This is a genomic window from Lysinibacillus sp. FSL K6-0102 (genome assembly GCF_038003545.1).
In the GTDB taxonomy this organism is placed as follows: Bacteria; Bacillota; Bacilli; order Bacillales_A; family Planococcaceae; genus Lysinibacillus; species Lysinibacillus capsici.
In genome coordinates this window covers 881,894-895,259 of sequence record NZ_JBBOPH010000001.1, presented here as the reverse complement: position 1 = coordinate 895,259, position 13,366 = coordinate 881,894, and the positions used below count along the sequence as shown (strand labels likewise).

The 13,366-nt window shown below is 36.0% G+C and carries 15 protein-coding genes; 5 read left to right on the top strand and 10 right to left on the bottom strand.

What is annotated here, in order from left to right; genetic code table 11:
• Positions 1-440 precede the first annotated feature (440 nt).
• The gene (locus tag NYE73_RS04145; RefSeq protein WP_048391958.1) at positions 441-1,688 is read left to right on the top strand and encodes an MFS transporter; all 1,248 of its coding nucleotides are present in this window, start codon (positions 441-443) and stop codon (positions 1,686-1,688) included.
• Positions 1,689-2,082: 394 nt separating this feature from the next.
• Here the strand turns inward: NYE73_RS04145 and NYE73_RS04140 are convergent, their stop codons facing one another.
• Together NYE73_RS04140 and NYE73_RS04135 are read right to left on the bottom strand one after the other, a co-directional pair.
• The gene (locus NYE73_RS04140) at positions 2,083-2,790 is read right to left on the bottom strand and encodes a response regulator (protein WP_048391959.1); all 708 of its coding nucleotides are present in this window, start codon (positions 2,788-2,790) and stop codon (positions 2,083-2,085) included.
• Entirely contained in the window at positions 2,791-4,392 is a 1,602-nt protein-coding gene (locus tag NYE73_RS04135) for an ATP-binding protein (protein ID WP_131521673.1), read from the bottom strand.
• A gap of 395 nt (positions 4,393-4,787) precedes the next feature.
• Between NYE73_RS04135 and NYE73_RS04130 the strand changes: the two genes are divergently transcribed.
• From NYE73_RS04130 to NYE73_RS04120, 3 genes are all read left to right on the top strand, one after another.
• A complete protein-coding gene (locus NYE73_RS04130; RefSeq protein ID WP_048391960.1) occupies positions 4,788-6,050 on the top strand; it encodes a dicarboxylate/amino acid:cation symporter in 1,263 nt (420 codons plus the stop codon).
• A 176-nt stretch (positions 6,051-6,226) separates the two neighbouring features.
• Positions 6,227-6,430, top strand: a complete 204-nt coding sequence (locus NYE73_RS04125) for a hypothetical protein (protein WP_004224696.1) — start codon at positions 6,227-6,229, stop codon at positions 6,428-6,430.
• 96 nt (positions 6,431-6,526) lie between these two features.
• Positions 6,527-7,069: a GNAT family N-acetyltransferase gene (locus NYE73_RS04120; RefSeq protein WP_259951182.1), complete on the top strand. Its 543-nt coding sequence runs from the start codon at positions 6,527-6,529 to the stop codon at positions 7,067-7,069.
• A gap of 37 nt (positions 7,070-7,106) precedes the next feature.
• Here the strand turns inward: NYE73_RS04120 and NYE73_RS04115 are convergent, their stop codons facing one another.
• From NYE73_RS04115 to NYE73_RS04080, 8 genes are all read right to left on the bottom strand, one after another.
• A complete protein-coding gene (locus NYE73_RS04115; RefSeq protein ID WP_259951181.1) occupies positions 7,107-8,087 on the bottom strand; it encodes a S66 family peptidase in 981 nt (326 codons plus the stop codon).
• The gene (locus tag NYE73_RS04110) at positions 8,084-8,599 is read right to left on the bottom strand and encodes a GNAT family N-acetyltransferase (RefSeq protein WP_237899494.1); all 516 of its coding nucleotides are present in this window, start codon (positions 8,597-8,599) and stop codon (positions 8,084-8,086) included. The genes NYE73_RS04115 and NYE73_RS04110 overlap by 4 nt, the downstream gene beginning before the upstream one ends.
• Positions 8,571-8,717: a hypothetical protein gene (locus NYE73_RS04105; protein ID WP_259951180.1), complete on the bottom strand. Its 147-nt coding sequence runs from the start codon at positions 8,715-8,717 to the stop codon at positions 8,571-8,573. Before NYE73_RS04105 ends, NYE73_RS04110 begins: the two co-directional genes overlap by 29 nt.
• Positions 8,718-8,734: 17 nt before the next feature.
• A complete protein-coding gene (locus NYE73_RS04100; protein ID WP_259951178.1) occupies positions 8,735-9,838 on the bottom strand; it encodes a GNAT family N-acetyltransferase in 1,104 nt (367 codons plus the stop codon).
• Between the two features lie 132 nt (positions 9,839-9,970).
• The gene (locus NYE73_RS04095; RefSeq protein WP_054549820.1) at positions 9,971-10,450 is read right to left on the bottom strand and encodes a hypothetical protein; all 480 of its coding nucleotides are present in this window, start codon (positions 10,448-10,450) and stop codon (positions 9,971-9,973) included.
• A gap of 6 nt (positions 10,451-10,456) precedes the next feature.
• Positions 10,457-11,119 (bottom strand): potassium channel family protein, encoded by a 663-nt coding sequence (locus NYE73_RS04090; protein ID WP_004224679.1) that lies wholly within the window; start codon positions 11,117-11,119, stop codon positions 10,457-10,459.
• A gap of 141 nt (positions 11,120-11,260) precedes the next feature.
• Positions 11,261-11,716: a TlpA family protein disulfide reductase gene (locus tag NYE73_RS04085; protein ID WP_004224678.1), complete on the bottom strand. Its 456-nt coding sequence runs from the start codon at positions 11,714-11,716 to the stop codon at positions 11,261-11,263.
• A 149-nt stretch (positions 11,717-11,865) separates the two neighbouring features.
• Entirely contained in the window at positions 11,866-12,408 is a 543-nt protein-coding gene (locus NYE73_RS04080; RefSeq protein WP_004224676.1) for a peroxiredoxin, read from the bottom strand.
• Positions 12,409-12,814: 406 nt separating this feature from the next.
• Between NYE73_RS04080 and NYE73_RS04075 the strand changes: the two genes are divergently transcribed.
• Positions 12,815-13,357: a helix-turn-helix domain-containing protein gene (locus NYE73_RS04075; RefSeq protein WP_004224674.1), complete on the top strand. Its 543-nt coding sequence runs from the start codon at positions 12,815-12,817 to the stop codon at positions 13,355-13,357.
• Positions 13,358-13,366: the final 9 nt, after the last annotated feature.

The following is a 13,366-nucleotide window of genomic DNA, read 5'->3' as shown; positions in this document are numbered from 1 at the left end:
ATAAGTTTCATCTCTAACAAACGTTCCCGATAGTTTCAAAATATGTATAAAAAAACTACTGAAAAGACAATGAATAGTACTTTTCCTTTAAAGAAATCGATATATATAGATGCATGGCGTTTCATTTTATGAGATTCATTTCACAATTTCCAAATTTTTAAATTCAACCTAGTTTTTGCTTAATTCATTCTTTACGCATCGATGAACTTTATGCTACAATCAACACAACTTATATAGAACGGAGGGTATTCCAAATGACAGCTTCAATTAGACTACGATTTCACCTTATTAATTAAATATGTGTACACTTTGCCTGCTGTGCAAGGGAAATGGAATTAGGTCTAGTCTGTTTTAGGAATACTGGAAAAGAGGGGACTTCTACTCCCCTCTTTTTTTGTGTTGTCTTTTACTTTCCACACAGGCACTACTGTTAGAAAGGGATGACGAAATTGGAACATTGGAAACGTAACACAATACTTTTTTTAAGTAGTCAAACGATTTCACTTTTTGGCTCTGCTCTTGTGCAATATGCCATTACATGGTATATCACACTTACAACACAATCAGGCAGCATGATGACCATCGCGATCATTTGCGGCTTTTTACCAACCTTCTTCTTAGCACCTATTGCTGGTGTCTGGGCAGATCGCTATAACCGTAAATGGCTTATTATTTTAGCAGATGGAATGATTGCCTTATCTACGCTAATTCTAGCTATTTTATTTTTAATCGGCTATGATGAGCTCTGGCTACTATTTGTTATATCAGCCGTACGCGCAGTTGGTGCAGGTATTCAAACACCAGCAGTGGGCGCAATTTTGCCACAATTTGTGCCTGAAGAGCATTTAATGAAGGTCAATGGTGCAAATAGTAGTATTCAAGCCTTCATCATGATTCTTGCACCTATGGCAAGTGGTGCATTATTAACGATGGCTTCTATTGAATCCATTTTCTTTATTGATGTGACAACAGCGGCTATTGCCATCGCTATCTTCTTATTATTTCTGCATATCCCTGCACATGCAAAAGCTAATCAGCCACAAACAACAGGCTATTTTAGTGATATGAAACAAGGCTTCATCTATATTAAAGAGCATGCTTTCTTGAAACAATTATTCTTGTTCTTTGCCTTTTTCATGCTGCTTGCTGCACCTGCTGCCTTTTTAACGCCTTTACAAGTTACACGAACTTTTGGCAATGATGTATGGCGTTTGACTGCCATCGAAATGGCCTTTGCCATTGGGATGTTAATCGGTGGTATCGCAATCGCAACATGGGGTGGCTTTAAAAATAAAGTGCATACGATGACATTATCTGCTTTGTTATTTGGTCTTTGTACAATGGCTCTCGGCGTCATCCCTATTTTTTGGTTGTACCTCGGAATCATGGCCATTACTGGCATAGCCATGCCAATCTTTAATACACCTGCAACGGTGTTATTACAAGAAAAAGTGGAAAGTGACTATATGGGAAGAGTATTTGGCATTCTTAGTATGATATCTACCTCTATGATGCCTTTAGGAATGCTAATTTTCGGGCCAATAGCTGATATTATTGCTATTGAGTGGCTACTCATCGGTACAGGATTATTACTCTTCATCCAAGGATTTTTCCTTCTGGGCAGTAAAGTCTTATTAAAAGCTGGTAAACCTACTGCTGAGCATGTTGACTCGCTAGAAAAAAAGTGAAGATTTTATTTCAAGAAAATTGTTAATAAAAAAAATAAAAAATAACATTTAAATTTAGCCTATACACAATCTCAAACGAATCTTGACGTTAAAAAAGCCTTGCTTTATGCAGGGCTTTTTCCATCTTTATTTATGTCTTGGGAATAATTTTTTGTGCTTTAGCATCTTGCTTCCCACAATATCTGAATTATAATTATTTAAAATTTAAATGGTCATGAAGATCTCTTCCAATACGCAACAACTTCGGTATCCAAAAAATTTAGATGTTGCCCTTAAAGGAATTGAAAGATATGTATTAGGAAATAGGACGCTTAGAATTTATCTGTACATTTTTCACCATAACTTATTAAAATACGGACTTTAATCTAATTGAACTAAAATAAATCTATTATCATTAAATATAATAACGATGAATAGGACGTCCTACGTTTCCATATTGTATATCTACTTTTAATAGTTTCTGCTTTTCTAAAAAGTCTAGATAGCGTCTAGCTGTAACACGTGCTGTACCTATATAAGCTGATACCTCCTCAGCTGATACTGCCTCGCCACTTTTTTTTATATATGCAAGTACCTTATCTAAGGTAGCTCGATTAAACCCTTTTGGGAGTTCTTCTATAAGAATGGCATCCATTCCTGTTGTTTCTACTACAATTTGTTCAGGAAGACGCTGTTGCATTAAATGATCGACATCATGCTGAGTTAAATCTTGCATGCCGCTTATTTTCCTTCTATAGCTTTGATAATTTTTTAAAGTCTGCTCAATCCGCTCAAACGTAAAGGGCTTCATAATATAATCATAGACACCTAAGTGTAATATTCGCTGCACAGTGGGCATATCATTCGCAGCTGTTACAGCAATAACATCAACATGAAGATGCTCTTCTCGTATTTTCCCTAACGTAATAATGCCATCCTGCTCTGGCATAAAAATGTCCATAAAGACAAGCTCTGGGGTTAATTGTTTAATTTTTTGAATTCCCTCAATTCCATTGCTAGCATAGCCAACTAATGAAAAACCTTTGATTTGTTCAATAAATTGTCTGTTCACTTCTCGTACCATTGGATCATCTTCAATCAATAAGACATTTATTACATCCATCTATACTTCTCCTAACTCAAATAAAATTAAGAAACTTGTTCCTTTCATAAATTCACTTGTTACTTCAATTTCTCCATTGCCTTTTCTTACAATTTCATAGACTAAATGCAAGCCAATGCCTCGATTTTCACTAGCCTTTGACGAAAATCCATTTTCAAACATACGCTCCTGCACCTCTTTGGTCATGCCAATCCCGTTATCGGTAACTGCAATCGCTAAGACGCCATCATGCTCGTCTACAGAGATGGCTACATATTTATCTTCCTTAGAAAGTACATTTAATGCCTCAAAAGCATTTTCAATTAAATTGCCAAACAACACAACAAAATCATGATGATCTAATAGAGGTGGAAAGCGTTTAAAATGACTTTTCCGATCAATTTCAACCTCGATACCCAGTTCTTTTCCATAACTTACTTTACTTAATAACAAACCTGAAATATTTTCATTATGAAAGCGTTCATTTAAAAACTTCGTCAATGAGGCTTCATTTTCAGTAGTAACAGTAACATATTCAAGTGCTTGCTTTGTATGTCCCAATTGCAGTAGTCCCGCAATCGTATGAATCTTATTTTTATGCTCATGGGTTTGTACACGTAATGCTTGAACAAAGGCCTTTACACCTGTTACTTCCTCCGCAAGCTTTTTCACAGCTGTTAAATCTTTAAACATAGCAACTGCACCAACTAGCTCTCCATTCACAATAATAGGTACACGATTACTTAAGATACTATGATGATTAATGTAAAGCTCTTGATCATAAACAGGTGTTGCTGTTTCAACAATTTCAGGCAGACGGGTATCAGGCAAAACGTCATAAATCTTTTGTCCAATACAGTCCTCTATTTTCCTAGTAACACCTAAAATATCGGCCGCTTTTTCATTAAAAATGGTGATATTCATTTCCTTATCTACCGCTATTATTCCCTCATGCATGGCATTAAAGGTTTCTGTTCTTTCCACATACATTTTTGCAATTTCATGAGGTTCAAGCCCAAACATTTGTTTTTTTATATGTCGTCCTAGTGTATAGGCACCGAAAATACTGAAAATCAGTGATATAACAATAGTTATCATAATTTCTCGCTCATAACTTTGTAACATTTCCAGAAAATCTGGTAATGAATAGCCAACGACTACAATGCCCACTTGTTCCCTTTTATCATTAATAATTGGCACGAAAGCCCGTATCATAACACCCGATTCTCCACGTGCCTTTGATACATAATAATGTTCACTAAATGCGGCGTTTAAATCCTGCGACTCACTGCGTTTTCCTATTTCCTTACTTACTGGGTGTGATAGTTTAATACGCTCCATATTCATTACAACAATATACTCGGCCTTATGAATCACTCTAATGCCATCTACAATTTTATTAATATTTTTTGCAGATTCTTTTATATTGGCATTTTCCAGATGTACACTAAGCTCTGGTACATTTGATACAGTTCTTGCCACAAGCATTGCTCGCTGTCCAAAATCTTTTTCCTGTTCAGATAATAGGTTACCGAGTAAAAAAATACCACCTAGTAAAAAGGAGAGTGCAATGATTAAAAATGTCACTAACAGTATTTTGCCGTTCACAGGCATTTTCATCATTAAAAAATTCCTTCCTTTCAAATTTGCATTCTCATAATCAGTGGCACACATATTTAGTTTTAAGATTATCTGCAAAAAAATCTTTTGACAACATATTTAGTCGATATAAGTAGCAGAAAATATTGAATTTAATGAACAATATTATAAACTGATAATTTAAAAAGAACTTAATTATCACTCTATGTTTTTGTATTATAACAATAATTAATTAATTATAGCGTACCATAACAGAGATAGTTATTGATATTACTATATTTATATGTAAATGTAAGTAAATGTACTTAATGAACGATATGTTTCTTATTTTCTAAATCTCTTTTTTAAAGAAATATTCGCTATGATACTTTTAGTGAAAGCGATATCAAAGAGAAAATTTAGAAAAGAGGTAGCAAAAAATGAAGTTACTGAAAAATTTGACTGTTCAGGTTATAGTGGCTATCATACTTGGGATTATTGTCGGAGCCATTTTCCCCGAGTTCGGTGCCAGCTTGAAAATCTTAGCAGATTTATTCATCAAATTAATTAAAATGTTAATTGCTCCCATTATTTTCCTAACAGTTGTTATTGGAATCGGCAGTATGGGAGATATGAAAAAGGTCGGGAAAATCGGAGGTAAGGCATTGCTTTACTTCGAAATAGTTTCCACAATTGCATTAGCAATCGGAATTGCTGTTGCTTTAATCGTAAGTCCTGGTACGGGCTTGGATACATCAGGTGCATCTGATGCTGATATTTCAAAATATACAACTGCTGCAGCTGAATCTGAGCAAGGCTTGGGTGCCTTCATTTCTAGTATTATTCCAGAAAATGTAGTTGGTGCATTGGCAACTGGTCAATTATTACCAGTCCTATTCTCTGCTGTTTTATTTGGCTTAGCAGCTGCCTCAATCGGTGCACCCGCAAAACCAGTCATCACATTCTTTGAGCAAGTAGCAGAGATATTCTTCAAGATTGTAAGTATGGTTATGAAAATATCACCAATCGGAGCTTTTGGTGCAATGGCCTATACAATTGGAAATTTTGGTTTAAAATCTTTAGGTAATCTAGGTTTATTAATGGCTGCCGTATATATAACAATGTTTTTATTTGTTGTCTTTATTTTAGGTGCCATTGCAAAGTTCTTTGGATTCAACATCTTTAAATTTATCGCTTATATCAAAGATGAGATTTTCTTAGTAATTGGGACTTCCTCTTCTGAATCAGCTCTGCCATCTATGATGCGGAAGCTTGAGAACTATGGTTGCTCGAAGCAGGTTGTAGGTTTAGTCGTTCCTACCGGGTACTCCTTCAATCTAGATGGGACTTCCATCTACCTGTCCATGGCTGCATTGTTTATCGCACAAGCATATGGAATGGAACTAACTTGGATTCAAATCATTACACTGCTCGGAATTTTAATGATTACTTCTAAAGGTGCAGCAGGTGTAACAGGCTCAGGATTTATTACATTAGCAGCAACTTTGGCTGCCTTCCCAATGATACCAGTGGAAGGAATAGCGCTGTTAATCGGTGTAGATCGCTTTATGTCTGAGGCTCGAGCTGTTACAAATTTAATTGGTAATGGCGTAGCTTGTGTTGTCGTGTCAAAATCTGAAAAAGAGTTTGACACAGCTATGGAAGAACGTGCACTTCAGGGAAAGACCACTATATCTTCCTAAGAAAAATGGTAGAAATGATAGCCATCTCTGTTTCACTATACTCATTATCATTCGAGTAAAAGCTATGTCCTTATGGATTGACGCTGACAACAAACAATTAGCTTACACTATCACCCAAAATAAAATGTTTACACTCTAGTAAAAAAGTGAAAGTTAATAGTAAGAGGTGATAGTGAATGAATGATAAAAAACAGGCAAAAACACGTAATACGAATAACCCTGATGTATTGGATACAGATAAAGAAAGCATTTTTGATAAACACGAGGACATGAAAACAGTAGATCCAATACCTGTCGAAGAATTGAATGAAAAAGTGAAAGATGAACAACATAAAACCAAAACTAAGGATTCCTCTGCAACAGATAAGCGCTATCCTTAATGTGATCGCTGCAAAAATGAATAAATATAAAAAGTCGACCTAATTCATAATTATAGGTCGACTTTTTTATATACTATTTGTTAAAGGGGGTAAATCATGAGTAAAATACCAATTATGAAAACGGAAAGGTTACTATTAAGACCAATTACACATGGGGATTTAGAAGCAATGTATGACTACTCTTCCAGTGAAAATGTGGCGCGTTATGTGACATGGCAAGCACACACGAGCTTAGAGGATACAAAGGCTTTTATGGCATTAATTTTTAATGGCTATCAGCAAGGTAATTTGATGTTATGGGGTATTGAATATGCAGGCACAATTATTGGAACGATTGATTTTGTGACGATTAATGACACCCATAGATACGCGGAAATTGGCTATGTGCTTTCTGAGGATTTTTGGAATAAGGGGTTCATAACAGAAGCAACAAAAAAACTCATTGACTTCGGTTTTAATGAGTTAGATTTAGTACGTATCCAAGCACGATGCTTTGAAGAAAACATTGGCTCACAAAAGGTTATGGAGAAGTCAGGTATGCAGTTTGAAGGGTTATTACGGAAAAGTATGCTTGTTAAGGGACAATACCAAAATGTAAAAATGTACGCTATCACTGATGATGATTATAGGAACCTCTAGAAAATAAAGCCTTGCTACGATTTGCAAGGCTTTATCTTTACAACCATCTTTCCAAACAGTATATCTTCTTAGCTGTAGCATCTATCCTTACTCGTTTGCCTATCGCAATTGGATGCATAGGATGTGTATGACAAATATCCACCTCTGCTAATATAGGAATCTTTATTCCATCCAACTGTTCAAGTAGAATATGATATGGCTGTCGACCCGTTCCTAAGTCATCGTAGCATTCATGTTTCCCCAAAATAATCCCACTAACTTTGTTAAAGACACCATGCAATTTTAGCATTGCAAAATTCTTTTCAACTACAGCAGCATTTTTTAAGCAGTCCTCCACTAATAAAATATCACCTTCCACAATTTTAGGGAAATACGGCGTACCAATAAATCCATACATGGCATTGGCATTCCCGCCAATTAACCTTCCTTCAGCAACCCCACCCTGAATCACTAACCATTCATTCTTCTTGAGTTTTTTATCCACTGTCTTCTCTAGCCAATTAACAGGTTCATCCGACCAATAAGAAGGCATTGGAATTTCGTATGGTAATGCTTGAGGCTTAAAGAAATAATGCTCAAAAAATTTGAAGGTATCATTTACCAATGGTTCAAACTCGCCAAAGGAAGGTACGAGGGCTGGACCATAAAAAGTTGAGATTCCCGTCTTTGCATAAAGTGCCAGTAGAACGGCCGTTGCATCTGAATAACCTACGACCAATTTGGGATGTTGACGAAAAGCCTCATAATCAATATAAGGTAGCATACTATTGGCATTGGTGCCCCCTATCGTAGACATAATCATATCCACATTTGGATTACGTAATAACTCATTCAATTCTTCTGCTCTTTCTTTTGGCGAACCTGAACGATAATAATCAATTTTACCAGTTAGAGAACCTGTCACAATTTGAAAATTTTTATTCTCGAGAAATGCTTTAGCACGTTCATATCGTTCCAAAGCCGTCACCGTTGCTGGGGAGGACGGGGAATAAATGCCGATGTTTATTTTTGAAGTCATACGGTAGTTCCTTTCCCAATCAATAGTTTTGACATGTAGTATTCATTAATATATTGTCCATCTACATACAGCGAAGCCCGCTTCGTTCCTTCGATATCAAAGCCCATTTTCTTATACAAAGCAACACCAGCCTCATTATTTTCCATGACGGTTAATTCAAGACGATGTACACCATTCACTATTGCCCAATTTTCTACGTGTTGAAATAAAGCTGTTCCAATTTTTCTTCCTCTATAGTCACTATGTATGCCTATGACAAGATAAGCACGGTGAGCAATTCTTGACGGCTCATTGCCTTGTACAATTAAGTACGCCACAACCTGCTCATCCATTTCAGCTATGAACAAAGCTGAGTGGTGACTATGATATAGCTTATCTATATACTCCCCAAATGGCTTAGGTGCTAAATTGCGCTCACCTGGTCCAAATAACATAAAATTTGATGCCTCTGCATTTGCCATAACAGCTATAATTCGTTCACTGTCATGTCGGGTTGCTTCTCGTATGATCATGTTGAACACGCTCTCCTTCTAAAATATAGTCACCTGAATCCTCAATTCTTTTGTATTTATATGGACATTGCCACCAAAGTATCTCATCACCCAGTGTTAGTTTTGCTGGAATTCTCATACTTTTCTTCGTCCCTTCTAGTAGGTTTGAATTTTAGCTACTAGCTTTTCATTCCTAAAATGGAGTGTCTCAGTATCTATGAGTGTGTATTCTTGTAATGTGGGATGATTTTCTAACCAGCGATCAAATGCCCTCCTTCTCTCTTGATCATTATAATGTGGACAATAGGTACCTGATAATAGTCCTAAGCCATTCCATTCCTCAAAATCATCATATGTATTTTCACTATAGCATTTTTCAAACCAACACATTGCCCCAGCACTGATGCCAGCTAACATAATCCCTTTTTGATAAGCTTCTTTTAACAATTTATCAAAACCATATTCTCGCCACTTTTCAAGAAGATAACCTGTATTCCCTCCACCCACATAGATAATATGCTGCGCTAGTACTTTTTCTCGAATGCTTCTATCATGCATATCTTTTTGCAAGATATGGGTTGCATCACAATGATGGAATGCTGCATAAAACTTCTCGATATACCCTTGTGCATCATTACTTGCTGTGGGAATAAAACAAATTTTAACTCGTTCATTTTTCTGAGTTTGTCGTAAAATGTACTCATCGATAAATGAAGGGTTCTGCTGAGAAAACCCACCACCTGATAGGGCGATGATTTGTCTTATCGGTTCATTATTTTTACTTAACTCATAGACAGCTTGTTCCTGCCCAAATCTTTCTAACATCTGTACATTCTTCATTCCTAATTTTTCGAGCAAGCGACATGATGCCTTGTTCGCTGTTTGTGTTTCTGCCACAATAGATTCTATATTCAGATAATTCAAACCATCCTGAATTACCTGCGTTAGCACTTCAAAAGCTAACCCCTTCCCCCAAAACTGAGGTAAAAATTGATAGGAAAGCTCATATAACTCCTTATCATGGTATTCATCGATCGAGACAAGACCTATAAATTCACCTGTCTCCTTTAAAGTAATATATAAATATGTATTAGGGAATGGCGCTTCTAGCATGCCTTTAAAAGATGCTTCTATATAGCTGTTTGATGGAACACCACCGAGATAAGTTCGAACTTGTTTATTAGAGTAGAGTTTTTGTATATCTGTAAAATGCTCTGGTTGTAATTGTTCGATTACACAATTAGTTGACATGATTTTCATTACATCTAGCCCCCTTCTTTATGTCAAAGTTTAATCTAACTCTCTCGATGAAATCAAATATTTTTTCCAATTTTTCTTAAAAATAGAATAAAAAAGTAGTGACCAGCATGAATTGCTGTATCACTACCTGCATTATTGCCCGTATTGTTCAAGTAATCGTTGCGTGTTGGTCGATTGTTCGAGTACCTTTTTCTCTTTTGCCCAATAAACCAAATATTGTGCATCATCCACACGAAAAACCATTTGCTGTAACTCTTCATCAAGTTCAGAACTAATAGCCACTTTTAATATTTCTACCTCATAAAGAGGCTTATCCTTCATTTTATAAACGATATGATAGACAGGCTTTTCTTCAAAAATAGTTCTTTCCTTTTTGGAAAGCTTCCTTACATGACTTAAAGGATATTTCTCAATAAAGTCTTGTGCTTCATCGCCTGTAGCATGAAATAGTGATTGATCTCCTTGGAATAATTCAATGTCGTCAATTTCTGTGGCATGATCTAGAACAAGTGAAATAGCTTCATCTTCACTTTTTTCTCTGTTTTGCATAATAAAAGCACCGACTAATAAAATACCAGTGAATATAACAAGTCTCCATCTGCGTTTCGTCATTTGCTCTTACCCATTCAAGGCCTTTTTAACAAAGCGATTTATATCAACATCAGCGCCTATAACAAGCATAATATCTCCTAATAAAATCTTGTCACTCGCCTGTGGAGATACGATAATATCAGCCCCACGCTTAATTCCTACAATATTGATGCCATATTTAGCGCGAATATCTAAATCCATAATGGAATAGCCAGCAATCGCATCATTAGCCTTTAATTCCATTATGGAGTGTTCATCTGATAGCTCTAAATAATCTAGAACAGTATTCGACAACATATTATTAGCAATACGAATACCCATATCTCGCTCAGGATGGACGACAAAATCTGCGCCAATTTTACGTAAAACCTTTTCATGGTAATCGTTTTGAGCTTTTACTGTAATTTGCTCAACACCAATTTCCTTTAAAATGATTGTTGTTAATATACTTGCTTGAATATCTTCCCCAATTGCTACAATCACGTGCTCAAAATTACGAATACCTAATGAATTCAACACCGATTCATCGGTTGAATCTGCAATAACAGCTTGTGTAGCAATGGAAGCAAACTCATCTACACGCTCTGAAGAATGATCAATTGCCATTACCTGTGCGCCCTGACTCATTAATTCACGAACAATACTGCCTCCAAAACGTCCAAGCCCTATGACTGCAAACTCTTTTTTCATCATAAAAATCCCTCCGAAAACTACTATACCACCATTGTAGCCTATTCTCTGCGATATGTATTGTCAAAACAAGAGCCAATTCGTCAATGGTGGACAACAAAAAAGACGAGGACCTTAATCCCCGTCTTCAACATATCATTATTATTCTGCGTTACGCATCTCATCTAGCACGCGGTTTACACGCTTTTCTAGCATTTTCATACCACTACCACCAGCTTGCATATGACGCAGCTGACCATCTTTATCGAACACAAAATATGCTGGAACATATTGGTTTTCAAAAGCATCTGTTAGCTTCATTTCACTATCTACAAAGATTGGTTGCACAATATCATGCTCTGCTGCTACTGCTTTAATTGTGTCTAAATCAGTATCTGCCTCAGAACGTGGCATATGTACTGCTACAACGTTTAATTCATCTTTATATTGATCGCGGAAATTGTTCACATCTGGCATTGCTTCTTTACATAAATGACAGCTTACTGACCAGAAGTGGATTAATGTTGGTTTTTTGCCTACTAATTCTGCTTTAGTTACTTCACCATTTAACCAAGTCGTTGCGCCAACTAATTCAGGCATTTGTTCACGAAGTTTCATAAAAATCCTCCTCTAAAAGATCGTTTGTCTTCAAATATTTAGATAACGGTATAAAAACTCTTTCCCAAAACAAAAATTCAGTTAAAAGTCCCCACAAGCTTGTCGTGGGGACTTTTAATTTTTCGCATAATGATTCGACTCTATTTAGATTATAGAGTTGCTTGGCCTGGACGCCAGTTAGCTGGGCAAAGACCACCAGTTTGTAGTGCTTGAAGTACACGTAGTGTTTCATCAACATCACGGCCGATGTTGTTATCAAACACTGTTTGGTATTTTAATTCGCCTTCTGGGTTGATGATGAACAAACCACGTAATGCGATACCTTCTTCTTCAATTAATACACCATATTCTTTAGATACTTGATGGTTTGTATCAGCAGCTAATGGGTATTTTAATTCACCAAGACCATTTTGCGTACGGTCTGTGTTAATCCATGCTAAGTGTGTGTGGATTGTGTCAGTAGAAACACCGATTACTTCTGCATCTAAGTCTTCGAACTCGTCATAACGATCGCTCATTGCAGTGATTTCAGTTGGACATACAAATGTAAAGTCCATTGGATAGAAGAAAAGAACTGTCCATTTATCTTGTGCTTTAATATCTTCTAATGATACTTTACCAAACGATTTGTCTGAAAGTACTGCTTCCATTGTAAAGTCAGGTGCTTGTTTACCTACCATGCGTTCTGCCATAATAAATCCCTCCGAATAAATATGTAGTTTATATATTCCATTCGCACTAGCGAACTCGTCTTCTACGATAGCAGAGTAACCGCAGTTTTTCAAACAAGTAAACTCCGCCCGTTTGGATGATTAAAATGGATTGACAAAAATTCGTCAAATCCATAACTGGAATTATTGCTATTGTCTATCTACAAGCTATTTTTGACAATAATATTCTACTCTATTCAAAATTTTTCTCACTTTCATTTATACCCTATTTTTTAACTTTTTACAGCTATTTTTTTCACGAAAAACGATTGCAAATTTTTTATTATTATGTATAATTGTAATGGTTTTAGTAAACTAAAAGTTTCGTTAAAGTAAACTTCATATTTCGAAAGTTTATCATTGCTAAACTTCTCTTAGGAGGGAAAAGATGCAAATAGGAGCAAAAATTAAAGCGCTTCGTTTAAAAAAAGGTCTTACCCAAGAGGAACTTGGAGAACGTACAGATTTAAGCAAAGGTTATATTTCCCAATTAGAACGTGATCTAAACTCACCTTCAATTGAAACATTATTTTCAATCTTAGAAGTATTAGGGTCAAGACCCAAAGACTTTTTTGATGATGAATCACCTGAACAGAAGGTTGTTTATACAGAGGAAGACCAATCTACCTATACAGATGAAGAAAAAAAATATGAAATTCAATGGCTGATTCCTACTTCGAATGAAAAAGAGATGGAACCCATTTTCTTAACCTTTGCAGCAGATGGCGAGTTTAAACAGTTTGAGCCTTCGCTTTCTGAAACATTTATTTATGTTGTTAAAGGGCGTATTCGTCTCGTTTTAGGGAATGAACAGTATATCGCAAGTGAAGGTAACGCACTTTATTATGACGCGACAGACCATCATCAGATTTTTAATGCACATGATGATGAAACAAAAATTTTACTTGTCGCAACAGATTCTTATTTATAGCTTAAGGAG

Excerpts from the sequence above, each read along its gene's own strand:
- NYE73_RS04115 (WP_259951181.1), bottom strand. The coding sequence starts at position 8,087 with ATGACTTCAAAAATAAACATCGGCATTTATTCCCCGTCCTCCCCAGCA.
- NYE73_RS04080 (WP_004224676.1), bottom strand. The coding sequence starts at position 12,408 with ATGGCAGAACGCATGGTAGGTAAACAAGCACCTGACTTTACAATGGAA.
- NYE73_RS04085 (WP_004224678.1), bottom strand. The coding sequence starts at position 11,716 with ATGAAACTTCGTGAACAAATGCCTGAATTAGTTGGCGCAACGACTTGG.
- NYE73_RS04095 (WP_054549820.1), bottom strand. The coding sequence starts at position 10,450 with ATGACGAAACGCAGATGGAGACTTGTTATATTCACTGGTATTTTATTA.
- NYE73_RS04090 (WP_004224679.1), bottom strand. The coding sequence starts at position 11,119 with ATGAAAAAAGAGTTTGCAGTCATAGGGCTTGGACGTTTTGGAGGCAGT.
- NYE73_RS04145 (WP_048391958.1), top strand. The coding sequence starts at position 441 with ATGACGAAATTGGAACATTGGAAACGTAACACAATACTTTTTTTAAGT.
- NYE73_RS04120 (WP_259951182.1), top strand. The coding sequence starts at position 6,527 with ATGAGTAAAATACCAATTATGAAAACGGAAAGGTTACTATTAAGACCA.
- NYE73_RS04105 (WP_259951180.1), bottom strand. The coding sequence starts at position 8,717 with ATGAGAATTCCAGCAAAACTAACACTGGGTGATGAGATACTTTGGTGG.
- NYE73_RS04100 (WP_259951178.1), bottom strand. The coding sequence starts at position 9,838 with ATGAAAATCATGTCAACTAATTGTGTAATCGAACAATTACAACCAGAG.
- NYE73_RS04110 (WP_237899494.1), bottom strand. The coding sequence starts at position 8,599 with ATGATCATACGAGAAGCAACCCGACATGACAGTGAACGAATTATAGCT.
- NYE73_RS04140 (WP_048391959.1), bottom strand. The coding sequence starts at position 2,790 with ATGGATGTAATAAATGTCTTATTGATTGAAGATGATCCAATGGTACGA.
- NYE73_RS04130 (WP_048391960.1), top strand. The coding sequence starts at position 4,788 with ATGAAGTTACTGAAAAATTTGACTGTTCAGGTTATAGTGGCTATCATA.
- NYE73_RS04135 (WP_131521673.1), bottom strand. The coding sequence starts at position 4,392 with ATGATGAAAATGCCTGTGAACGGCAAAATACTGTTAGTGACATTTTTA.
- NYE73_RS04125 (WP_004224696.1), top strand. The coding sequence starts at position 6,227 with ATGAATGATAAAAAACAGGCAAAAACACGTAATACGAATAACCCTGAT.
- NYE73_RS04075 (WP_004224674.1), top strand. The coding sequence starts at position 12,815 with ATGCAAATAGGAGCAAAAATTAAAGCGCTTCGTTTAAAAAAAGGTCTT.